A 22,592-nucleotide genomic window follows, 5' to 3' on the forward strand; every position below is an offset into this window, starting at 1 on the left:
TTTTCTTGTCATCGGTTAGATGCGGACAAAGCCAAGGCGGCTCGGTCCCTGAGTGCGCCGTTGGTGTACCAGAGCGGACCAAGGGCATACTCAACGGCGTCCCTAAGTTCCGCTCCGATGGCGCGGGAAATCGGTGCTGCCTTGGTGTCTTTCAGGCGCACCTTCTTGGTGGTGGTTTCAACGATTGGGATATGGCGGGGTGAGCCGTCAGAGAAGGATGACAGGAAATCCTCCTGCCAGCCGATGATGTTGCGTTCGGTCTTGGATTTGCAGAACCCCGAGTGATGGAGGACGAACTTCCCGGCTTGGGTGGCGACGAAGTAATCCCGCTCTTTCGCAAGGTTGTTCTTGCCGTCAGGTAGGGTGAACTTGAGGTTGGCCCACAGCCTGACCGCCATATACCGGAGCATCGCGGCCCCTAACGGTTTCCCGTTGCGATGGTGGTACCATGCCAACAGGACCTCCGCCTTGGACCGCTGGGTAAAACCCGAGACTCCCTCTAGCCGAAAGAAGGGAATGGCGTGGCTCGGGGATTTCCTGAGCCGCTGCAAGGCCGATCCCCACAGCTTCTTGAAGCCCTCTCGGGTGATCGACACGCCAACGTAGTCATGTTCTAGCCAATCGCGGATGGCGTCTTCCAAAGCGGCAAGTTCCTTGGAGGTTGGAAGGTCAATTGTCGGATGGCCTTGAGTACCCCGCCGCCGCGTGTGAGCGAGGCAATAAACCGACAGGTCGGATCGGTGCCGATCGCATTCCCGGCAAGCACAGATCAGCGCCTTATTGGCCGTCTTCCGGGCGTGAAGGGTCTTCGCGGTCGTGCCTTTGCGGCGTCGGGTGTACTCAAAGATGGTTTGGGGGTCACTCGGGGATGAACGGGGGTGCATCGGAAAATAGCAAGACACCAAAGAACAGGACGGCAAGATCAAGGATCATTGGATTTTGTCCAGCTTTGCGGCCTCGTCAGCGAGGTACGACAGGTAGTTAACGAAGCTGTAAGCGAGAATGTAATGGTCGGTCTCTATCTCGAAACCGGTCCCGCCCTCTGGAATGAACCGCGCCAGGAACTTCCCGTTCTCGCTCTTAACGATCTCCCCCTTGCCGGGGCTGGCCTTGCTCTTGATTGAATTGCGGCGGTTCTCCGCATCCGTTGCCGCCCGGAGGTTGCTCGGTCGGTTGTCGATGGTGATACGGTTCTTGTGGTCTATGATCGGGGGCGGGACTTCGTTGTGCTTCAAGAGCCAAATCAGGCGATGCTTGTTCACATAGACGGTTTGCTTGGTGTTCGGGTCTTTGACCGCGAGGGTTTGGTAGAGATGCCCTCGGGCTTTCCGTCCTGCGTGAGTACCGGCGACACGGGAGTTGTAGGACCGCCAAGCGGTCTCGCTCTTGAAGTGGCCTAGGGGGCGCTTTTTCCAGATCAGTACGCCATCATCAATGCGGGATGTGTCGAAGCATTCGAGGAGGTAGGGAATGTTCTCGACGGTCAGTAGCTGTTTGGTCTTAGTCATTGCTTTCTTTCGATTTATCTAAATTATCCGCGCGTCATGGCTTGGCAATTTTGTGATAGGAAATGGGGTCTCGGGTTGCCTTAGTCGGCAATCATTTATGTCGGGGAGTTGGGGTCTGCTGCCGGTGTTCCCCATGTAACCTACGGCAACATCAGGGTGGCGCGGCGGCGTCGGCTGGCTCGCGCAGACTTGGGGTGTCCTAAGTCCAACTCAAGATCGCCACGGGTTCCCCTCTATTAAGGGTGTCACCCCTTTTTCAGATCCCCGGTCGGCGTGTAGCGCCGCAAAGGGTGCGGATATTCGTCGCCTAGGCCATACCAAGGATGAACCGGAGGTCGGCCCATCGGCTCCCCTCTATTAAGGGTGTCACCCCTTTTCTGAACGCGTCGGGTGCGAAGGCGACGGCGGTTGTATTCAGCGTCTCCATTGTCAACCGTCCCGTCAGGGAAGACTTCTCCGGTTGGCGGCTCAGGGGTTAAGCCGCTGACGACATGGCCCACAGGTGCAGCCCAAGGTGACCAGAGGCAGTACCGGTTCGCCGCTTGGGCAATCGTGAAGTAAACGCCGGGTGCCTTGCGATGAAAGAGAAAGGTCTTGTCAGGGTCGGGGTTCAAGAGTTGCGGGGTCGTCAGAATATCTTTGACGATTGGTGAGTGACCGCCGCGAGCGAGCGACACGACAACCTCTAGATATCCAAGGCGTTCCCCTGGCGGCATCGTATAAAGGCGCTCGGCCATACGCATGGCAAGGTCAAACTTCTCGGATTGTTCCCTCGCCTTGATGTAGCTGCAAGCGGCGTTGGCCGGGATGGCCTTCCGCTCTTTCCTGCGTTGGCTCGTGTTCTTGCATGTGCGGGAACAGAAGGTCTTGTTTCTGCGGAAACTAAAGAGCGTCCCGCAATGAGGACAAAGAGACTGTGCGGGTGGAGATACGCTCTCCCCCGTAAAGGGTTCAATAACTTGTAGCAATTGGTATGTCTTGGCTCAGAAGGGATAGACGATGAGTTCGCCCATCGGATGAGCGAGGCCAAGCGCCACCGCCTCAGCGGCTACCTGGTGTTTGTCCTTGGCACGTCGGGTGAACAGGCGGCGATAGGTGATGGCCCCCGTGTGAGGGTCAGTGATCTTCAAACTGGCTTCAAATGTACGCATGGTGAATGAGCGCCAAGAGGCTGCCTCCAAAGAATTGGTGTTGACGATGCTGGTGATCGAAAAAGAAGCGGCGAACGATGGACAAAAGGAAACAAAATCCAAGGTTCGCCGCCGAGTTAACGTCGAGTATCTAATTCGACGGTGATCTAACCGTGTTTCCCGAGCATGACCCGGAGAGAACAGAAAGGGAGAGGGTCTGCTTTCTGCGAGGCACGGAGGGGCCTTGATCTACCGAGAAAATCGAAGAACGCGGAAGTTGGCGGAAGGAACGTGGCGGCGTGTATCTCGTAATGGAGGGTTTATTCACCACGTCCAGCCTGAGCGGTGCGTATCGGTCGTGTATTTCCGTATGAGGGGTAAATGACCGCCACCGCATCAGAAGCCCTTGCTTCCTTGGTCTGACGCGGTTCGGTGACGTGTATATCCGTATGGCAACTTTTTTCACCATGACCAACCTGAGCGCCGTTGGGTTTGCGTCGGCAAGGGGTGGTGGTGTGTATCTCCGTATGGAGGGTTTATTCAGAACATCCCATGAACTTCCTTACAGTTCCCCCCGCACACCTAGGGCAACCCACTGTTTTCCATGAGTTCACTACGAGTCATCCTACTCACACCTGAGCGACAGCGGCTTCGGTTCTACCGCGCAGCGTGTCGGTCGTCGGAGCATGGCTGAGCGCCGCGCGTTACGCGGCCCTACCCTTAGGCAAGGCGTGATTGCTTCCGGTGAACCGAGGGGGTGGCCATTGGTTTTCTGGTGGTGACCCTAGGGGGCACGGGGGAAAGGTAGCCGCGCCTCACCGTATATACCGTCACAAATTTTTTTTCGGAAAATTCAGCCCTCGGCTTCGTCGAAATAGCTTTCATCAAGTTGCTTGATGTGCAGGACTTCCTTGTCGCGACAACCGATGTTGTACCGGATCATCAACTTCGCGAGTTGCCCACCATCAATTAAGACGATCCGCGAACCCAGTGCGGTAGCTGTCTGCATCGCAGAACTCGTGAAAGACGAGGTCGTCACAAAGATTCCTTTGGTGGCCTTCTTTATACTGAGTGCGCCATAGAAATCGCGAATGTCGGCTGGCCCCACGGTGTTACCCGCTGCATAGCGTTTAGCCTGTAGATAGATTTGGTCCACCCCAAGCGGGTCTTGATCAATCACACCATCTACACCGTCATCGCCAGACTGACCCAATGCCCGACCGGCCTCTTCGGAAGTGCCACCGTATCCCATCGCTAGCAGCAATTCGACGATCATCCTTTCGAAGAATACTGGCGTTGCGGAGCGAACATTATCTAAGAGGTTAGATCCCAAGGCTGCCGTTAGTTTAGCGTGAGCAGCTTGGATGCTTTCATCAGGTGTGATGTCCTCGTCGGACGCGGATAGTTCAACATAGCCCCCATCATCTGACGAGCGACTCCGAGTCTTAAAGTCCTGAAACTCTTGGAATGTTTCGAGGAACTTTGTGCTTAATTTTATGGACGGTGTATCGAGAATCTCAATGCCGCGCGGGGCGAGTTCGTACCACCCACGGCGATCACTTTTCACAAGCCCCGCTTGTTTTAGGTAAGTCTTGGCCCAATGGACCCGGTTACTGATGATCGTTTGCTTGCCGCTCGGAAGCATCTCATTTTGCTCCTCTGCGCTCAGACCAAGCTGCTGCGAGATTTCGTCCACAACCTCAGAGATTTTTCTAGGTCCGATCTTCGCACACGCAAGCACCGGCCTCATCAAGGATTGATAATCAGGAATCATAGCTTTCTCTGGGAGTTACGGGATCAACACAGCTTCATATGAACACCAGGGAGCCACCCGTAACAAGCGAAAAAGGCCGAAGGTTCACCCCCGGCCTCCCAAAGCTTACTCAGTCCCCAACGTCCTACACGGCGATCTCCAACAACCACCCGTTCACCGGATGCGCCTGCCCCCCGGTGACTTCCTCGTACGCATAGAGGGCGTCCACAAGGCGCTTGTAGCCGCCTCCAGCCATTGAAAGAAATGGGCTACCTGTCCTTGTTAGTGTGCCGAAAACTCCAGAGACACCTGCCGTTAACATGATCCCTCAACTCCGACGGACTCATCAGGGTATTACGGTAGGCAAGTTCAATCGCACTTAGCGCGTCTTGGGGCAACCTAATGCCAAGGTTTCTCCTGAGTTCTGACTGGAAACGTCTTTGATCCACGAAATTGTCTCGTGCTTCCGCCGCTTCGCTCGCTACCTCGGCAATTAATGAGCAGCTCTGCCGATCTGCCTCGGCAACGTCTCTGTAGGTCATGGTTGACCATACCCACCAACCGACTCCTGCCCAGAAGGCGGCCCCGATTATTGTCAAAACTGGCTCGCGACGCATTGTTTCGAAGAAATTCGGGACGCGATCTTCTTTAATCATGCTTGTTGCCCTTGCCTAAGAAACGAATACGGAAATGGTAGCCAAAAACCCAATCGTTCTACGCCTTAGCATCTTATTTTCTCCATACAATTAAATGCGTTACCATTACCTAGACCACCCTCAAGCTCGATGTAAAGCGCCTCAAAGGTCGTCTTGATGACCTCGCTAAGATCGCCCCTCTTGGCATAGACCGACACGCCTATGTCGTCCTTGTTCGAGTGACCGACGACAAGGTTACGGGCTTCCTTGGCTACACCTGCGTTGACCAAGGCTGAAACCCCCGTTCGTCTGAAAGAGTGCATATCCCATGTCCCGTCATGGTCCGGTAGCGACTTCCTCGCCTTCTCCAAGGCTTTCCCGAGGTAGTGACCGGGCTTCTTGTCGTACCCGCCACGGAGCAACCGAGGAAACAGGAGGTCTGCATTCTCGGGCTGTACCGGCTCGGTGATCTTGGCCAGCCTCACAGTTTCCCTGAGCAACCGGCAGTCATCCTTTCCAACGACCATGACGACCCGATTTCCCGCCTCGGTCTTGGCATTGCTGATCTGCAAGGCGAAGTGGTCGCCTTTGTCGCTCAGGTCGCTCAAGCGGAGCGCGGCGATTTCGTTGAGACGACACGCGGTCACCCACAGCAGCCTGACGACAAGGAACATTTCCCGCTGGTATTTGAGCGAGGGATTGGCCGCGATGTAGCCAAGCAGGGCTTCCGCCTCCGCTCGCGTCACTGGACGAAGCACCTTCTTCCGAGGGTCGGCCTTCTTCCTCTGCCCCGCCAGCCGACGAAGCAGGGATGAAAACGGGTTCTTCATGTCCCCGTCCACCAAGCCCCAATGCTCAAGCACCCGCCAGTAGGACGCGAGGCACACTTGGTAAGACCCAAGGGAACGATGTGAAAGCGGCTGGCCAGTGCGGTCCGAGGGTGTCGCCTTGAGATGGTCCATGAACGCCAAGGCCAGTTCGCGGTTGATCTCGGCAACCTCGATGTTACCCGCGTAATCCGCGAATGCTTCAAGGTGCTGCCGGTAGCGAACCCGAGTCGCCGCAGCGATACCGTCTGCCTCCGCAAGCCAACGATGGGCGGTGTCGCGGATCGTCGCGGCCTTGCTCGGGGTCCGCTTTAAGTGTGCCGAAAGTCGGCCCTCGCTCACCCGTACAGTTCCGCTCGCGGCGGCTTCTACAGTGGCCATTAGATCGCGCTGAATTTCGTCTATCGCGCCGCCCCTCTTGGCCAAGGCTTCGCCCAGGTCACGAGTGCCGAGACTGCGGACAATCTCTTTCTTTCCAATAAGTTGTTGATACTCGGTGGGGATGGAGTAGCGCAGGGCATACACCTTACCGCGCTTGAAGATGTGCTTGGGTAACGGATGGTTCAAAGGCCTGTCCTCCGACTGTTACAGAAGCCGGATAACCCTTTGAAAGTGGAGGATTTGGTGCGGTTGAGAAGACTCGAACTTCCACGGGGGTTAGCCCACAGCGACCTCAACGCTGCGCGTCTACCAATTCCGCCACAACCGCACCGGGCCCGAAGTTCACCTCCGGGCGAGGTGGGCGCTTCTTAGCCAAAGCCTATGGCGATGTGAAGGGGAATTTTCGCCCCGTCGCGAAAAAACACGCGACGGGGAACGAAACTCGCGAAACGGCGTTCGAGGGCTACTCGGTGACCTCGGCCGAGGCGGTGTCGAGCGGCATCGCGAAGCTTGGAAGCGCCGCGGGCATGGCCTCCGGCACCGCCGGAATCGCGGCCTGATCGCCGCGGCCGGCAATCGTGTAGGCAGCCTTGCGCACGAGCTGCATCCGCTCCGGCTGGCCCGGCGCGAAGGGGGCCGCACCCGTCAGGTCGGCTGCGGTGATCGCCATGTCGTACCAGTCGAAGGCGAGATCTGCCCGACGGGCGGCGCCGAATCCCTGGCTCAGGTGATGGCCGAGCAACTCGCCATACGCGGCCTCGCCAAGCGCCGCGAGAATCAGGTTGGAGGCCACGGCCACATCCATGTCGTCGCCGGAATACCCGACCGAGAGACAGATCTTCGCCGTCGCCGCGAGCTGCGCCGGCGCCATGCCGGTCGAGAGCGCGAAATCGCGCACATCGGCGATGACGCGGTCGGCTGTTTCGAGCGAGACCGAGGCAACATGGGTCTTCATCGCCGGCGCGAAGCCTGCACATTGGGCCGCCACCTCAGACATGGTGACGCCGGGCACGCGAGCGGCCATCTCCTCGCCCTCGGCGATTGCGAAGCTGCGGACGAGGCAGAACTGCTCGCCGAGCGCCGTCATCGGATCGGTCATGGTCGCGACGGTCGTATAGCCGCCGCTGGAGGCCATCAGCCCGACCCTGTTGCAGTGCGAGGCGAGCGAGGCCTCGGTCGTCGCGCCGCCGAGGAAGGTCGGCAGGCCCGGCGCGGCCGGTTCCGGCTCGACCTTGGGGTCCGGCGTGGCGATGACGGTCTGCGACTCGGGCGCCGTCACGGCGGGCGCCGAGGGCACCGGGAGCACCGGAGCCGCCGGCATCGCGGTCATCTGGCCCTGCACCGCGCCTTGGCCGTACGGCGTGACACCTGCGGCCTCGTCGCGCCAGGTCAACAGGAGCCCGCGCACGCCCATCGGATGGGCCGCGGCCTGGCTCATCGTCGCCGAGCCCCCCGCCACCGCACGGTGGTAGGACCCGACGAGCAGGTTGCGCTCGTATTCGGTAAGATTGCCGGTGGCCGGATAACCGAGCGTCGCCTGGTACTGTGAAATCGCCGACCGCGAGCGGCTGCCTATCACCCCGTCGGCGGCGCCGACCGGGTAGCCGAAATAGTTCAGCGCAACCTGCACCTCGCGGTTCTGGGCGCGCTGCGCGGAACTGATCCCGCTGTAGTGGTAGCTCGGCGAGCGGCGCACATAGCGCTTTTTCTTGTTGGATTCGTTGACGATCGCGCCGCCGATGATGCCGCCGATGATCCCTCCGGCGATGGCGTCGCCGGCATCGGCCAAGGCCGTACTGGCCGGTCACAGTGCTAGCGAAGCGGCTGCGGATGCGGCGACTATGCGTTGCTTGATCATATCGTACCCCCCGACGAAAATAGCTTTTCGCCGTGCCCCAGGCACGTCCAGGTCGCGGCGAGACTTGGAAACCACCCGAGTTTGAACCCCTCGCGTCGCTAAAGCAACTGTGAAGGGGTTCGGACTCGGGTTCTGCGCACTCGTAACCAGAACAATCAGGAAGTTCTTCTACCTGAAGCCGATCATCTCGCCGGATACCGCCCCTGATTCCGGCCCGAAGCCCGGTTGAGCCAGGACGGCGGACACGATGAGAAGACCGACCGTGATCGCCACCGAAGCGGCCGCAATGCGTAACACCGACATGCTTGCCCCCAATGATCTGATCAAAAAACCCCGTGAACTTTCGGGGAGGTCGTACTATGCGGGGGACTATGCGCCGCCGCGCCGAATGGCGCCAGTCTGGAATTCCTGCCCTTGCGGCAACTTTGATGCGGAGAGCCCATGGTCGAATGGATAACCAGCCCCGGCCTCGTCGATTACGAGACCGCGCTTGCCGCGATGGAGGAGCGGGTGGCCGCGATCGCGGAGGGGCGCGCCGGCGAGGCGATCTGGCTTCTCGAGCACCCGCCGCTCTACACCGCCGGCACCTCGGCACGGCGCGAGGACCTCACCGATCCCGACCGTTTTCCGGTCTACGAGGCGCGGCGGGGCGGCCAGTACACCTACCACGGGCCGGGCCAGCGGGTGGCCTATGTGATGCTCGATCTCAACCGCCGCGGCCGCGACGTCCGCGCCTTCGTCGGCCGGCTCGAGGCCTGGATCATCGCCGCGCTGGCCGAGTTCAACGTCCGGGGCGAGATCCGCGAGGGGCGCGTCGGCGTCTGGGTCGCCCGGCCCGACAAGGCGCCCGGCCCCGGCGGCGCCGTGCGCGAGGACAAAATCGCGGCGATCGGGGTGCGGCTCCGGCGCTGGGTCAGCTTCCACGGCATCGCGATCAACGTCGAGCCGGATCTCGCGCATTTCGACGGGATCGTGCCCTGCGGTATCCGCGAGCACGGGGTGACGAGCCTCGTTGATCTCGGCCTGCCGGTGACGATGAACGATCTCGACGTCGCGCTGAAGGCGACGTTTGCGGAGGCCTTCGGGCCGGTGGAGGCGGATCAGCCGCCCGCGCCTGTCGAAACCTGAGACCGCGGGCAACCGATTCCCCGACCGGAGCCGGTTTGCGCCATGTCAAATCGTGCCCCCGGAATCGGTGATAGAGCGGCCCCGCCTGGACCTCGCCGGGCTCCGCCAGTCGAAGGAAAGCGATGTAGATACAAATCCCCGCCGGGACCGCGGCCATGCCGTAAGACCGACTGCCCGCGCGTGGACGCCAATCACGATACGAGCCGCCCCGCGGCCCTGCCCGGCCTCGCCGCTCTCGGCGCCCGCCCGGCAAGTCCTCGGACGCGCTTGATTTCCCGAAAACCCACGGGACGGAAATTTTCCGTCGCCGGCCCCGCTTCTTTGATTGCCCATCCGTCCCCGGACAATTATTACGGGGCCTGAAGCCGTGCGCGGGGCGATAACCCGCGCCTTGCGTATGGAATGGGAGAACAGCATGGCCGACGCAGCCGTTCATGGCCACGGTGATCATGGACACCCCGGGTTCTTTACCCGCTGGTTCATGTCCACGAACCACAAGGATATCGGTATCCTCTACCTCTTCACGGCCGCGGTCGTGGGTCTCATCTCGGTGGCCTTCACGGTCTACATGCGGCTCGAGCTCATGGAGCCGGGCGTCCAGCACATGTGCATGGAAGGCTCGCGCCTCTTCGCCTCCGACGAACCCTGCACTCCGAACGGGCATGTCTGGAACGTGCTGGTCACGGCCCACGGCATCCTGATGATGTTCTTCGTCGTGATCCCGGCGCTCTTCGGCGGTTTCGGCAACTATTTCATGCCGCTCCATATCGGCGCGCCCGACATGGCGTTCCCGCGGATGAACAACCTCTCCTATTGGATGTATGTCGCGGGAACCGCGCTCGCCGTGGCCTCGGTGCTGGCGCCGGGCGGCAACGACCAGGCGGGATCGGGCGTGGGCTGGGTGCTCTATCCGCCCTTGTCCACCAACGAGGCCGGCTGGTCGATGGACCTCGCGATCTTCGCGGTGCACGTCTCGGGCGCCTCGTCGATCCTCGGCGCGATCAATATGATCACGACCTTCCTCAACATGCGTGCGCCGGGCATGACGCTGCACAAGGTGCCGCTCTTCGCCTGGTCGATCTTCGTCACCGCCTGGCTGATCCTGCTGTCGCTGCCGGTTCTGGCGGGCGCGATCACCATGCTGCTGACCGACCGCAACTTCGGCACCACCTTCTTCCAGCCCTCGGGCGGCGGTGACCCGATCCTCTACCAGCACATCCTGTGGTTCTTCGGTCACCCGGAAGTCTACATCATCATCGTGCCGGGCTTCGGGATCATCTCCCACGTCATCGCGACCTTCGCGCGCAAGCCGATCTTCGGCTACCTGCCGATGGTCTACGCGATGGTGGCGATCGGCGTTCTGGGCTTCGTCGTCTGGGCGCACCACATGTACACGGTCGGCATGTCGCTGACCCAGCAGAGCTATTTCATGCTCGCGACGATGGTGATCGCGGTGCCCACGGGCATCAAGGTCTTCTCCTGGATCGCGACGATGTGGGGCGGCTCGATCGAGTTCAAGACGCCGATGCTCTGGGCCTTCGGGTTCCTCTTCCTCTTCACCGTGGGCGGCGTCACCGGCGTCGTCCTCAGCCAGGCGCCGGTCGACCGGGTCTATCACGACACCTACTACGTCGTGGCGCACTTCCACTATGTGATGTCCCTGGGCGCGGTCTTCGCGATCTTCGCGGGCTGCTACTTCTGGATGGGCAAGATGTCGGGCCGCCAGTACCCGGAATGGGCCGGCAAGCTGCATTTCTGGATGATGTTCATCGGTGCGAACCTGACCTTCTTCCCGCAGCACTTCCTCGGCCGTCAGGGCATGCCGCGCCGCTACATCGACTATCCGGAAGCCTTCGCGTACTGGAACTACATCTCGTCGCTCGGCGCGTTCCTGTCCTTCGCCTCCTTCGTCTTCTTCATCGGCATCGTGTTCTACACGCTGCGCTCTGGAAAGCGCGTGACTGAGGCGAACTACTGGAACGAGCACGCCGACACGCTCGAGTGGACCCTGCCCTCGCCGCCCCCGGAGCACACGTTCGAGACGCTCCCGACCCGCGACATGTGGGACAAGGGCCACGCTCACTGACATGCCCTATCACTGGGTAAGACGACCAGAGGAGGCCCCGGAGAAATCCGGGGCCTCTTCGCGTGAGCCGGTGGCCGAGCTCGTGCTCTGGCCCCACCGCTCGCTGCCGCGCACCGGGTTCGTCGGCTTCATCGCCGCGACCGCGGCACTCCTGTCGCTGCCGCTCTTCGCGGTCCTCGGCACCAAGATCCTCTGGGGGCTCCTGCCCTTTATCGTCCTCGCCGTCTGGGCAATATGGCGCGCGCTGAGTTCGAGCTACCGCACCGGAGAGTTGACAGAGCGGTTGACGCTTCATCGCGACCGGATCGAGATCGTCCGCCGCGCACCGGATGGAACCGAACTGCGCTGGCATGCCAATCCCTACTGGGTGTCGGTTACGCTCCATGCCACGGGCGGTCCGGTTCCCGACTACCTCACGTTGAAGGGCGAGGGACGCGAGGTCGAACTCGGGGCGTTCCTGTCGCCTGAGGAACGCCGCGACCTTGCGGTCGCGCTGCGCGCTGCGCTTTCGGCGGCGCGATCATGATCGGCCGCGAACGCAGCAAGACGCCTGACACATTGTCGCCACATTTCGACTTCAGTTTGACCTCGAAGCTGATCGAAAAACAGAACCGAAATGGCTACGCAGCAGGTAATCGGAAGCCCCACACTAAGCATCGGCCCCGGCCAGACCCAGGTCGTGGCGAACTACACGGCGACGAAACTGCCCGCGAGTTGGTCTGTCACGGTGATATCGGACGGCGCGCTTTCCCCGGGCGACTACAGCGTGTCGATCAGCCAGACCGGCGTCCTGACTGTCACGCTGTTACCGGGCGCCAACATTCCGCCCGGCGGCGTCAACTTGAGCGTGGCGGTCACCGCGGTACACCGCGGTGGCGGTCAGGGTAATACCGACACCCTGTCGGTTACGGTCGCGATCGACGAGAACGCCGTGCCCTGCTTCGTCAAAGGCACGCTGATCGCGACCACGGACGGCGAGCGCCCGATCGAGACGCTTGGCGTGGGCGACAGGGTCCTGACGGTCGACGGAGCGGCCGCGCCGATTCGGCACATCCTGCGGCGGGAGATAGGCGCGCGGCGCCTTGCTGCGGAGCCGACGCTGCGACCGGTGCGCATCAAGGCGGGCGCGTTCGGCGCCGGGCGGCCGCATACGGATCTTCTGGTTTCGCCCTTCCACCGCATCCTGATCGGCGGCTGGGACATAGAGCTCCATTTCGGCGCCGAGGAAGCGTTCGCCCATGCCGTGCACCTGGTCAACGACCACAGTGTCGTACGCGAGGACACCCCCGGTCCGGTGACGTACTTCCACCTCATCTTCGATCGCCACGAGATCATCCACTCCAACGGGCTGGCAAGCGAGTCGCTTCATCTCGGAAACGTGGCCATTCGGTCGCTGGACCGGGAGGACGTGGCGGAACTGAGACGGCTCTTTCCCGAAGCCGAAAGCCTTGCGGATCGTGACGGTCTTGCCCTTGCGCGGAACTGCCTCACGCGTAGGGAAGCCGCCCTCGTGGCGCTGATGCGCTGAAGCGGCAAGCGGCTCGTCCACGCGTCGCGGCACGCCAGCCGGCTCCGTGCCGGACGCAGGCTTTTTGCATGATCTGGAGCCCCCCAATCCGAGCCAGAACAGGGGTGCGGTCCCGCTATTCCGCCGCCACTGCCGGAAGCGCGCCGGCGACGAGATCGACCCCGGCAAGCCCGGCAATCCGGTCGAGATCCTCCGCGTAGCGGGCACGCAGAGCGGCGAGCTGAGGCGCTGCGAAACCCGTCCCGGTCGTGAGCTGCGGCTGGTTTGCGTGGAAGGCGAGAATCCGGTCGCGTTGCCCCGCCGCGAAGCGGGCGCCCTGGCCGTAGTGGCGCTGGATCATCGCAATGGCGCTGTCGGTGACCGCCGGTGCCTCGGGCAGCACCACCGGATCGGCGAGCCGCAAACCGGGCACGAGATGCGCGATGAGGTCGGTCGGGTGTTGCTGACCGACGAGCACCGTCACCCTGCCCGCCTCGAGACCGTCGCGCAGCGCCGTCACCGTCTCGGTCCAGCCGCCGGAAAAACCCGCCATCGCCGGAATGTACTCTGCGAAGGGCTCCATCTGCCGGTCGAGCGCGAACCGGCGCCAGGCGCAGGCAAAAAGCGCCTCGTACGGACGGATCACGATGACGAGGCGGTCGACCGGCCGGCCAAGCGCCCGCCGCAACGCCTCGGCCCGCTTCAGCGCCGCCGGATAGAAGCGCCCGCCAAGGAGGGGTGCCATGTGCCCGGCAAGGTCATGCTCCGACAGGATAAGACCGCGCCCCTCCGCGCCAAGGTCTGCGAGAGCCGCCTTGATCACATCGACGATCTCGTCGAGCGCGATGCCCTGATGGCGCGGCTCGGGAAATGCGCAGTCGAAGGTGCCGCCCGCCGCACCGCCCCGGCCCGGATAGGCCAGATCGTAGCCGGCCGCGGCCAGTGCCGCGCGATTTGCGCCAAGAAATCTCTGAAACTCTTCGGCGCCGCAGCAATGCGCGCCGGCATGGACCACGATATCGCTGGTTGGAGCCTGCATGATGTCGGCCTTTCCCACGGATCGTTTCCAGACTGGCGACTAAATATGGCGAAGGTTGGACTTTTTCCGGTTGTGGATTGGACGGTTGACCAATCTGGACAAGACAGCAACACCGCGCCAGTCTCGGCCCCGGATAGCGGAGGAACGGCCATGGGCGCACGCAAGATCATCATCGACACGGACCCCGGCCAGGATGACGCGGTGGCGATCCTGCTGGCACTCGCCTCGCCCGAACTGGAGGTGCTCGGGCTTACCACGGTCGCGGGCAACGTGCCGCTCGCGCTCACCTCGAAGAACGCGCGGGTCGTCTGCGAGCTCGCCGGTCGGAGCGACATCCGCGTCTTCGCCGGCTGCGAGGCACCGCTTACCCGACAACTCGTCACCGCCGAGCATGTTCACGGCAAGACCGGTCTCGACGGGATCGCCCTGCCCGATCCCGCGATGCCGCTGGCCGAAGGCCACGCAGTCGACTTCCTGATCGAGACCCTGCGGGAGGAGGCGCCGGGCACAGTCACGCTCTGCCCGATCGGCCCGCTCACCAACATCGCCACCGCCTTCCAGAAGGCGCCCGACATCATCGAGCGGGTTGCCGAGATCGTGCTGATGGGCGGTGCCTATTTCGAGGTCGGCAACGTGACGCCGGCGGCCGAGTTCAACATCTATGTCGACCCGGAGGCCGCGAGCATCGTCTTCAAGTCCGGCGTGCCGCTCGTGGTGATGCCGCTCGACGTCACCCACAAGGCGCTGACCACAAGGGCGCGGGTCGAGGCGTTCCGTAACCTCGGCACCCGGGTCGGCCACGCGGTGGCGAGCTGGACGGATTTCTTCGAGCGCTTCGACATGGCGAAATACGGCTCCGAAGGCGCCCCGCTCCACGACCCCTGCACCATTGCCTATCTGATCGAACCCGACCTCTTCTCGGGCCGCCACGTCAACGTGGAGATCGAGCTTGAAGGCCGCTTCACCGCCGGCATGACGGTCGCAGACTGGTGGCGGGTCTCGGGCCGCGAGGCCAATGCGATGTTCATCGGCGATGTCGATGCCGAGGGCTTCTTCGCGCTCCTGACCGAACGCATCGGGCGGCTCTGATCACGGCGGGCTTCCCCTGCCTCGTCGCCATGCCTATCTAGGGGGCGAGGAACGCGCATGACCCTGACCCTGCCCTTCGACAATTCCTATGCCCGGCTGCCGGACCGCTTCTTCGTGCGCCAGGACCCGGTGCCGGTCGCGGAACCCGGCCTGATCGCGGTGAACGAGCGGCTCGCGGCCGAGCTCGGGCTCGACGCCTCTATGCTCGCGACGCCCGAGGGCATCGCCGCCTTCGCCGGAAACGCTACGCCCACGGGCGCGGCCCCACTCGCCCAGGCCTATGCCGGCCACCAGTTCGGCGGCTGGGTGCCGCAGCTCGGAGACGGCCGCGCGATCCTTCTGGGCGAGATCGTCGCGCCCGGCGGGCGGCGCTTCGACCTGCAGCTCAAGGGCTCCGGCCAGACCCCGTTCTCGCGCCGGGGCGACGGCCGCGCCTGGATCGGCCCGGTGATCCGCGAATACATCGTCTCCGAGGCGATGGCCGCACTCGGCGTGCCGACGACCCGCGCCCTCGCCGCGGTGACGACCGGCGAGACGGTCTGGCGCGAGACCGCGCTCCCCGGCGCCGTCCTCGCCCGCGTCGCGGCGAGCCATATCCGCGTCGGCACCTTCCAGTATTTCGCCGCGCGCGAGGATACCGAGGCGCTCCGGCTCCTCACCGATCACGTCATCGAGCGCCACTACCCCGGCGCCGAGGGACCGCTCGCGCTGATCGAGGCGGTGACAGCGGCGCAGGCGCGACTCATCGCGAAATGGATGAGCTTCGGCTTCATCCACGGCGTGATGAACACCGACAACATGGCCATCTCGGGCGAGACCATCGACTACGGGCCATGCGCTTTCATGGATGCCTACCATCCGGGCAAGGTCTTTTCCTCGATCGACCAGTTCGGGCGCTACGCCTACGGCAACCAGCCGCAAATCGCGGTCTGGAACCTCGCGCAGTTCGCCTCCTGCCTGCTGCCGCTGATGGGCGAACTCGAGCCCGCGATCGAGGCCGCCACCACCGCGATCAACCGTTTCGGCGTGATCTACCGGAAAGAATGGCTAACGCTTTTCCGCGCCAAGATCGGGCTTCGAACGGAGGAGGAGGGCGACGCCAGGCTGATCGAGGCGCTCCTGACCCTGATGGCCGAGAACGCGGCCGATTTCACCCGCACCTTCCGCGGCCTGACCGACGGCACCGCAGCGGCCGAATTTGCCGACCCGATGGCCTTCGAAGTCTGGGCCGAGGGCTGGCAGGCGCGGCTCGCCCGCAAGGCCGACTCCGAGGCCGTGATGCGCGCCGCCAACCCGGCCTTCATTCCCCGCAACCACCGCGTCGAAGAGGCGATCCGCGCCGCCGTCGCCGGGGATTTCGCGCCGTTCCACCGGCTGAACGCGATCCTCGCGACACCGTTCGACGACCAGCCGGAGGCGTCCGCCTACCGGGACGCACCCAAGCCCGACGAGGTCGTCCGGCGCACCTTCTGCGGCACCTGATCAGCGGCGGAACTTGCGGAAGAACCGCCGGTTCTTCTGGATGAACTCCTGCAGCACGCCGGTCAGCCCGCCGAGCTCAATCCCCTTGAGGTGGAGAAAGCCCGCGAACGCGCCGATGCCCGCGCCGATCATGTCGACGATGAGGTCCCACATCGTGTCCATGAGCCCGGATTTCTGCATGTTCAGCCCGAAGATCTGATCCATCGCGAACTCGAACACCTCCCACATCGCCCCGACCGACAGCGCGAAACAGAAGCTGACGAAGGCCACCGCCCAGGCCGGCGCAGCGTAGCGGTCGCCCTCGAAGAGCATGAAGACGAAGAGGAAGCCCACGAGGCCTAGGGCCACGGCCGAGCTTCCATGAAGCACGACGTCCCACCACCAAAGCCAGTTATAAAAGTCGAACGCCTCGCCAAGGAAGATCGTGGCGAAGACGAAAATCACGATCCAGGCCAGGAACCGCATCGGCAGGCGGATGCCGAACCGGTCCTGAAAGAGCACCGGCAGGAGCGACAGCATGATCGTCGCGACCGAAACGAAGGCGAGATACCAGCGCCCGGTCACGAGCGCCGCGAGGCAGGCCACGGCCAGGACGGTCCAGATCGCCTGGACGACCAAGGGCTGGCGGCGGAGGCGGCGCATCCACATAAGTTCAATCTAGGATTGCGAAATTACCGCTTCAAGCCCACATTTGTTCGCACCGAACGAGGGAATGATGCTGCGCCTGGCCTCCTACAACGTGCACAAGTGCCTCGGGCTCGACCGGCGCCGGCTGCCGCGCCGGGTGCTTTCCGTGATCAACGCGGTCGGCGCCGACATCTTCGCGCTGCAGGAGGTCGACCACCGGCTCGCACCACGCCCCGCCGCGTTGCCGCACCGGCTGATCGAGCGCGAGACGGATTTCACCGCGCCACCCTTCGCCCTCGACGGGCCGAGCCTCGGCTGGCACGGCCAGACGATCCTCGTGCGCCGGCCGATCGAGGTCACGGCGCTTCGGCGCATCGCCCTGCCGGGGCTGGAGCCGCGCGGCGCGGTCCTCCTCGAGGCGGAGACGACGGCGGGGGCGATCCGCGTCGTCGGCGTCCATCTCGGGCTGATCCGGCGCTACCGAACGATGCAGATCGCCGCGATCCGCGCCGCGATCGGCCGCCGCCGGGCAATGCCGACCGCGATCCTCGGCGATTACAACGACTGGTCGGCGCGCGGCAGTGGCGAGGCGCTGGCGCCCGAGTTTCGCCTCCACGCGCCCGGGCCAAGCTTTCCCGCCGCGCGCCCGATCGCGCCACTGGACCGGATCGCGCTAGGCCCCGGCCTGCATCTCGTGGATGCAGCCGTCCATGCCGCCGCGCCGGCCCGGATCGCCTCGGACCATCTGCCGGTCTGGGCCGACCTGCGGATCGACCCGCCGCCGCCCGACGCCGTGCCGAACTGACCATGCCACCCGAAACCCGATTGCGCTCGGCGCGGTTCAAGGCCAGCATCGCGGCAATCCCGAGGAACGGACCGTGACACAGACGCTCACCCCGATCGCCGCCTACGACATCCTGCCCGACGGCACGGCGCGCGCCCTGTCCGATCCCTGGCCCGCCGCGGAGCCCGCCCCCGACGCGGCCTGGCGCTGGATGCATTTCGAACGCACCGATCCCGGCTTCGTCGCCTGGAGCGCCGAGCACCTGCCCGCGCCGGTGCGCGCGGCGCTCCTGCAGGCCGAGACCCGGCCGCATTGCGACGCGATCGGCGACGGGCTGCTCGTCACCTTGCGCGGGATGAACCTCAACCCCGGCCAGGCCGAAGAGGACATGGTCTCGCTCCGGCTCTGGATCCGGGCGAACCTCGTGGTGACCGCGCGGCTCCGGCGGGTCTTTCCGATGGACGACCTCCGGCGCGAGATCGCCGAGGGCCGGGCCACCGCCTCTCCCGCCGCCTTCGTCGCCCGCCTCGCCGACCTCGTCACCGAGCGGATCGAGACCGCCTCGTCGGCGCGCGAGGATCTTCTGGACGGGATCGAGGAGGCGCTTCTCGACGATCAGTCGGACGCCCTCGCCGCCCACACCACCGAAATCGCCCGGCTCGCGCGCTCGGTGATCAAGCTGCGCCGCCACATCGCCCCGCAGCGTGAGGCGCTGAGCCGGCTCGCGGGAATCGAGGCCGCCTTCCTCACCAGCCCCAGCCGCTACGCCCTGCGCCATGCCGCGAACCGCACCACCCGCGCGGTCGAGGAACTCGACACGGTCCGCGACCGGCTCACGGCGCTGCGCACGCATATCGACAGCCTGCAGACCGCGCGGCTCGGCCGCAACGGGTTCATCCTGTCGGTCGTGGCGGTGGTGTTCCTTCCCCTGAGCTTCCTCACCGGGCTTTTCGGCATGAACGTCGCGGGCATTCCGGGCACGGTGTGGCCCTGGGCCTTCGCGACGCTCTCGTTGGCGATGATCCTCCTCGGGCTCGGTCTGTGGATCACCTTGCGCTGGCGGAACTGGTTCTGAAGCGCGCTGCAGCCCGCTTCCCCCTTGCCACATCCCATTACCCGCGCTAATCAACGATCTACGCGGGTGTAGCTCAATGGTAGAGCAGCAGCTTCCCAAGCTGAATACGAGGGTTCGATTCCCTTCACCCGCTCCAATCCTTGTGACGACCGGTTCAACCAACCTATCAACCAAGGGAGATTCAGATGAAAACCACGATCCTTGCAGCAGCCATCGTTCTCGCCGGTTCCGGCGCGGCTTTCGCGGCTCAATGCCCCTCGATCATGGCCCAGATCGACGAGGCGCTGGCCGCCTCCACCGCCGACGACGCGACCAAGGCCGAGGTCATGGCGCTCTACGAGACCGGCAAGGCCGCGCATGAGGCGGGCGACCACGACGCTTCGGTCGCTGACCTCAACGCGGCGCTGGCGCTGCTCGGCGGCTGACAAGACCTGACCGCATTGCCGGACGGACCCGCTGCCGCTCTGGTGGCGGGGACGATGGTTTCGGTTTCCTTCCGCCCGCCGAGACGCTAGGGATCGATGCGCGACTGCCCCAGCAAAGGACCGAAGGAATGAGCACCGAGATCGTCAGGTTAGAGACCGAAACCCGCATGTCGAATGCGGTCATCCACAACGGCGTGATCCACCTCGCCGGCGTCGTCGGCGAGCCGGGCGGCGATGCCACTCAGCAGACCCGCGACTGCGTGGCCGAGATCGACCGGCTTCTGTCACTCGCCGGCTCGGACAAGACCCGGATCCTGCGCGCGCAGATCTGGCTCGCGGACATCAAGGCCGACTTCGCCGCGATGAACGCGGTCTGGGACGCCTGGGTTCCGAAGGGCCATGCCCCCGCCCGCGCGACCGGCGAAGCCAAGCTCGCCACGCCGGACTATCTGGTCGAGATCATCATCACCGCCGCGCAGGCCTGAGCGGCGTCCGATTTTTCGCCGAAAAATCGGCATTTTTTCTGCGAAAAAACAGGCCGGCTCAGAGGGCCGCGACCATGAGGCAGAGCATCTCGAACATCAGCGAGGCGCCAAGCCAGGCTGTGCCGCCGGTCGGATCGACCGGCGGCGACACCTCGACGAGATCGGCGCCGACGATGTTGAGCCCGGCGCATTCGCGCACCACGCGGATCGCGTCGTAGGCGCCCGGCCCGCCCCATTCCGGCGTGCCGGTTCCCGGCGCGACCGAGGGATCGACGAAGTCGATGTCGTAGGACATGTAGGCGGGCTTCGTCCCGACGATCGCGCGCGCCTCCGCCATCACATCCTTGACCCCGCGGTCAAAGAATTCCTCGATCGTGACGATGCGGATCCCGTGCGCCTTGGCGAAGTCGCGATCCTCGCTGTCGTACATCGTGCCGCGGATGCCGATCTGGATCATCCGCGCGGGATCGAGCAGCCCCTCCTCCACCGCCGAGCGGAACGGGTTGCCGTGCGTGAGCGTGGTGCCGCCGAAATAAGCCGGGAAGAGGTCGGTATGGCTGTCGAAATGCACAAGACCGAGCGGCGCGTCCTTCGCGATGCCGCGCAGCACCGGCAGCGTGCAGAGGTGATCGCCGCCCGCGACCAGCGGCCGGATGCCGCGCGCCTTCAGCCCGGTGAAATAGGTCTCGAACCGCCTGAGCGTGTCGGGGTTGTCGACCGGATTCGGCCCGACATCGCCGAGATCGGCGCAGTTCGCGGCTTCGAACGGGCGCATCCCGCTCACGGCGTGCTGCGCGCGGATCATCGTCGAGGCGTCGCGAAGCTGGCGCGGCCCGTGGCGCGGCCCGGCCCGGTTCGAGACGCCGCCGTCCCAGGGCAGGCCGACAAGTCCGATCTGCACCTCGCCCGCGCGCGGGTGGTCCAAGGGCACATGCGGCAGCCGCATGAAGGTCGGAATGCCCGCGAAGCGCGGCATCTCCATGCCGGATACCGGGTGGAAAAATCGATCGCTCATGGCCGCTCCCCTGTTGCCGACCGCGAGCTTAACCGGCGCGCTCCAAAGGTAAAGCTGCCTCTTTCCACGGGAGAGCCCGTATTACGCATCTTGCCGGCGTCCAGGAACCTCTTCGACCGGTGATAAAGGCTCGTCGCAATCCCCTCGGGCCGGCAGAGAGGTGGTTCGAATCAAAGATGTTGTTGATAACCCAGTTCTTCTGCCTCATCGGGATGGGCCCGTACCCAGTCGCGCCAAGGCGCGGCTTGTTTCGCGGCATCCCAGAGTTCGCCCGTCTCGTCGATCTTGTTGATCCAGAGGCTTAGAACTTCCCAATAGTCGCCAGCTGCCCTACCGCGCCGACAAAGCTCCTTGAGGCGCAGAAACAGGGGCTCGGAACAGATCTAGGTCGGACGTGAAAAGTTCCAGCCTTGCCACAGGTAACGGTCGGCACTGCGACGAAAACCAACCCATTGCTTCCCTTCCCGGCCCGTTTTCAGGCGTCTTTGACTTTGTAGTGTTTCGGCAGCCGCAGCCCCGCTTCCATGGCCGCGTCCCTGAGTTCGTCCGACAGAAAGATTTCCGGCGTCCGCAGTTTCCGGTCCGACCACAGATGCGCCCCGGCCGTCGCCGAGGCTGATATCGCTAGGCCTTCGATGCATTTCTTACTGTTGGTCGTGCGACGATAGAATACGAAGGGACCGCTGCTCGCATCCTCCCACGACCCTTCATCGCTTTTCTCCGGAACGAAGGCATCCAAATAGCGGCCGATCACCAGCATATGATAGGGGGCCGGATAGTCGCGCCCGCGCGGCATGGTGATCCTGAGTGGATGGAACAGATGGACCCCCGGTTCGAACCGTTCGATCAGCTCCTTCATCGGCGTGTCCACGGCCAAAAACCGATTGGTCATCTGGATCAGCGATCCCAGTGTTTTGTAGCTCTTCTCGGTCCGCAACTCGGTCGGCCATTCGTGCGGCTCGATCGGCGTCAGGGGGGCGCTGAGGCCGAAAGGTACTCCAATCTCGTACTTAAACTTGGCACTAATACGAAAAATGTATTCTGGCGGACGATTATCATACTTGACCCTCTCCGCCTCAGGCATCCGGTTGAAATGTTCCGCCAGACCTTCACGCCAACCGACATAGTCTCCGTCCGGAAAATAATCTCCGAAGCTTGACGGCTTTTCCATTGCCCAGACCATCTCAACTCTCCTTTGCTGCTACGAACCGGGTACCATTGCGGTGCCCCGACGCCGCCATCATGCCAGCCCGGGGCCCCGTAGCATCCCTCACTCCGCCGCCCCGTCCGTACCGATCCCGGCCCGCGCCGCGCCCATATTTGCCAGCATCTCCTTCTCCACAAGCCCGGCGATATGGGGGTGCAGGCGGAGTTCGCCCTCCTTCACCACCTGGCGAAAATTGGCGATCACCAGTCCTGCCGTCTTGCGGTCCGGCGCAATGACGTCGAGAAGCCAGTTGATGTTGCCCGATTGCCAGTCCTCGGGCTTGAGGCGCACCGGGAAGGTGCCCGCCTTGATCTGGTCGCGGATCTTGGCGTCCACCTCCTCCGAAACCGAGGCCCAGATCGCTGATGGTGAAACCGACGCTTCCATCAAGGAAGCAGAACTGCCCGTTCTGTGATAACTACGGTTCCCTCTGCAAAAGAAAAATGCGGCCGCGTCTCAGGCGTCGAGTTCGGCGTCCCAGTAGAGGAAATCGACCCAGCTGTCATGCAGATGGTTCGGCGGGAAGCGCCGGCCGGCGCGCTGAGCGTGTC

General features: G+C 63.6%; 21 protein-coding genes, 2 tRNA genes and 1 pseudogene. 11 read left to right on the plus strand and 13 right to left on the minus strand.

What is annotated here, in order from left to right; all coding sequences use genetic code 11:
- Window positions 1-8: 8 nt before the first annotated feature.
- The 7 genes from R5H32_RS02705 to R5H32_RS02735 all read right to left on the minus strand — a co-directional run bounded on the left by R5H32_RS02705 (window position 9) and on the right by R5H32_RS02735 (window position 8,023).
- Window positions 9-641, minus strand: a complete 633-nt coding sequence (locus R5H32_RS02705) for a hypothetical protein (RefSeq protein ID WP_318337141.1) — start codon at window positions 639-641, stop codon at window positions 9-11.
- A 288-nt stretch (window positions 642-929) separates the two neighbouring features.
- On the minus strand, window positions 930-1,508 hold the full coding sequence (locus R5H32_RS02710; protein WP_318337142.1) for an HNH endonuclease signature motif containing protein: 579 nt from the start codon (window positions 1,506-1,508) through the stop codon (window positions 930-932).
- Window positions 1,509-2,491: 983 nt separating this feature from the next.
- On the minus strand, window positions 2,492-2,761 hold the full coding sequence (locus tag R5H32_RS02715) for a hypothetical protein (RefSeq protein WP_318337143.1): 270 nt from the start codon (window positions 2,759-2,761) through the stop codon (window positions 2,492-2,494).
- 730 nt (window positions 2,762-3,491) lie between these two features.
- The gene (locus tag R5H32_RS02720; RefSeq protein WP_318337144.1) at window positions 3,492-4,412 is read right to left on the minus strand and encodes a restriction endonuclease; all 921 of its coding nucleotides are present in this window, start codon (window positions 4,410-4,412) and stop codon (window positions 3,492-3,494) included.
- 700 nt (window positions 4,413-5,112) lie between these two features.
- The gene (locus R5H32_RS02725; RefSeq protein WP_318337145.1) at window positions 5,113-6,420 is read right to left on the minus strand and encodes a DUF6538 domain-containing protein; all 1,308 of its coding nucleotides are present in this window, start codon (window positions 6,418-6,420) and stop codon (window positions 5,113-5,115) included.
- A gap of 55 nt (window positions 6,421-6,475) precedes the next feature.
- Window positions 6,476-6,562: transfer RNA gene (locus R5H32_RS02730), tRNA-Leu, on the minus strand.
- Window positions 6,563-6,697: 135 nt separating this feature from the next.
- Window positions 6,698-8,023 carry a peptidoglycan-binding domain-containing protein gene (locus R5H32_RS02735; protein ID WP_318337146.1) on the minus strand — a complete coding sequence of 442 codons (1,326 nt, stop codon included), beginning with the start codon at window positions 8,021-8,023 and terminating at the stop codon, window positions 6,698-6,700.
- 510 nt (window positions 8,024-8,533) lie between these two features.
- Here R5H32_RS02735 and lipB point away from each other — a divergent pair.
- From lipB to R5H32_RS02755, 4 genes are all read left to right on the plus strand, one after another.
- Window positions 8,534-9,220, plus strand: a complete 687-nt coding sequence (gene lipB / locus R5H32_RS02740; RefSeq protein ID WP_318337147.1) for a lipoyl(octanoyl) transferase LipB — start codon at window positions 8,534-8,536, stop codon at window positions 9,218-9,220.
- 415 nt (window positions 9,221-9,635) lie between these two features.
- The gene (gene ctaD / locus R5H32_RS02745; RefSeq protein ID WP_318337148.1) at window positions 9,636-11,306 is read left to right on the plus strand and encodes a cytochrome c oxidase subunit I; all 1,671 of its coding nucleotides are present in this window, start codon (window positions 9,636-9,638) and stop codon (window positions 11,304-11,306) included.
- A gap of 1 nt (window position 11,307) precedes the next feature.
- Window positions 11,308-11,832, plus strand: coding sequence for a DUF2244 domain-containing protein (locus R5H32_RS02750; RefSeq protein WP_318337149.1), 525 nt, complete (start codon window positions 11,308-11,310; stop codon window positions 11,830-11,832).
- 90 nt (window positions 11,833-11,922) lie between these two features.
- Complete coding sequence (locus R5H32_RS02755) at window positions 11,923-12,834, plus strand: Hint domain-containing protein (protein ID WP_318337150.1); 912 nt, start codon at window positions 11,923-11,925, stop codon at window positions 12,832-12,834.
- A 115-nt stretch (window positions 12,835-12,949) separates the two neighbouring features.
- On the opposite strand, the gene R5H32_RS02760 is transcribed toward R5H32_RS02755, so the two are convergent.
- On the minus strand, window positions 12,950-13,852 hold the full coding sequence (locus R5H32_RS02760) for a hypothetical protein (RefSeq protein WP_318337151.1): 903 nt from the start codon (window positions 13,850-13,852) through the stop codon (window positions 12,950-12,952).
- A gap of 150 nt (window positions 13,853-14,002) precedes the next feature.
- On the opposite strand from R5H32_RS02760, the gene R5H32_RS02765 reads away from it, so the two are divergent.
- Both R5H32_RS02765 and R5H32_RS02770 read left to right on the plus strand, forming a co-directional pair.
- Entirely contained in the window at window positions 14,003-14,941 is a 939-nt protein-coding gene (locus R5H32_RS02765) for a nucleoside hydrolase (protein WP_318337152.1), read from the plus strand.
- Window positions 14,942-14,998: 57 nt separating this feature from the next.
- Window positions 14,999-16,423 (plus strand): protein adenylyltransferase SelO, encoded by a 1,425-nt coding sequence (locus R5H32_RS02770; protein WP_318337153.1) that lies wholly within the window; start codon window positions 14,999-15,001, stop codon window positions 16,421-16,423.
- Here the strand turns inward: R5H32_RS02770 and R5H32_RS02775 are convergent, their stop codons facing one another.
- Window positions 16,424-17,071 carry a hypothetical protein gene (locus tag R5H32_RS02775; protein ID WP_318337154.1) on the minus strand — a complete coding sequence of 216 codons (648 nt, stop codon included), beginning with the start codon at window positions 17,069-17,071 and terminating at the stop codon, window positions 16,424-16,426.
- Window positions 17,072-17,135: 64 nt separating this feature from the next.
- Here R5H32_RS02775 and R5H32_RS02780 point away from each other — a divergent pair, with 64 nt between their 5' ends.
- The 5 genes from R5H32_RS02780 to R5H32_RS02800 all read left to right on the plus strand — a co-directional run bounded on the left by R5H32_RS02780 (window position 17,136) and on the right by R5H32_RS02800 (window position 19,819).
- Complete coding sequence (locus R5H32_RS02780) at window positions 17,136-17,855, plus strand: endonuclease/exonuclease/phosphatase family protein (RefSeq protein ID WP_318337155.1); 720 nt, start codon at window positions 17,136-17,138, stop codon at window positions 17,853-17,855.
- A gap of 73 nt (window positions 17,856-17,928) precedes the next feature.
- The gene (locus R5H32_RS02785; protein WP_318337156.1) at window positions 17,929-18,909 is read left to right on the plus strand and encodes a zinc transporter ZntB; all 981 of its coding nucleotides are present in this window, start codon (window positions 17,929-17,931) and stop codon (window positions 18,907-18,909) included.
- Window positions 18,910-18,971: 62 nt separating this feature from the next.
- Window positions 18,972-19,045, plus strand: a tRNA-Gly gene (locus R5H32_RS02790).
- Window positions 19,046-19,094: 49 nt separating this feature from the next.
- Window positions 19,095-19,334: a hypothetical protein gene (locus tag R5H32_RS02795; protein WP_264772089.1), complete on the plus strand. Its 240-nt coding sequence runs from the start codon at window positions 19,095-19,097 to the stop codon at window positions 19,332-19,334.
- A gap of 128 nt (window positions 19,335-19,462) precedes the next feature.
- A complete protein-coding gene (locus R5H32_RS02800; RefSeq protein WP_318337157.1) occupies window positions 19,463-19,819 on the plus strand; it encodes a RidA family protein in 357 nt (118 codons plus the stop codon).
- A 58-nt stretch (window positions 19,820-19,877) separates the two neighbouring features.
- Here R5H32_RS02800 and R5H32_RS02805 read toward each other — a convergent pair whose 3' ends face one another.
- From R5H32_RS02805 to R5H32_RS02820, 4 genes and pseudogenes are all read right to left on the minus strand, one after another.
- A complete protein-coding gene (locus R5H32_RS02805; protein WP_318337158.1) occupies window positions 19,878-20,834 on the minus strand; it encodes an agmatinase in 957 nt (318 codons plus the stop codon).
- A 475-nt stretch (window positions 20,835-21,309) separates the two neighbouring features.
- Entirely contained in the window at window positions 21,310-22,017 is a 708-nt protein-coding gene (locus R5H32_RS02810; RefSeq protein WP_318337159.1) for an imm11 family protein, read from the minus strand.
- Between the two features lie 87 nt (window positions 22,018-22,104).
- The gene (locus R5H32_RS02815) at window positions 22,105-22,428 is read right to left on the minus strand and encodes a toxin-activating lysine-acyltransferase (protein WP_318337160.1); all 324 of its coding nucleotides are present in this window, start codon (window positions 22,426-22,428) and stop codon (window positions 22,105-22,107) included.
- A 69-nt stretch (window positions 22,429-22,497) separates the two neighbouring features.
- Window positions 22,498-22,578 (minus strand): annotated as a pseudogene (locus tag R5H32_RS02820) (HNH endonuclease); the annotation flags it as partial.
- Window positions 22,579-22,592 lie beyond the last annotated feature (14 nt).

It is taken from the genome of Defluviimonas sp. D31 (genome assembly GCF_033436765.1).
Taxonomy (GTDB): domain Bacteria; phylum Pseudomonadota; class Alphaproteobacteria; order Rhodobacterales; family Rhodobacteraceae; genus Albidovulum.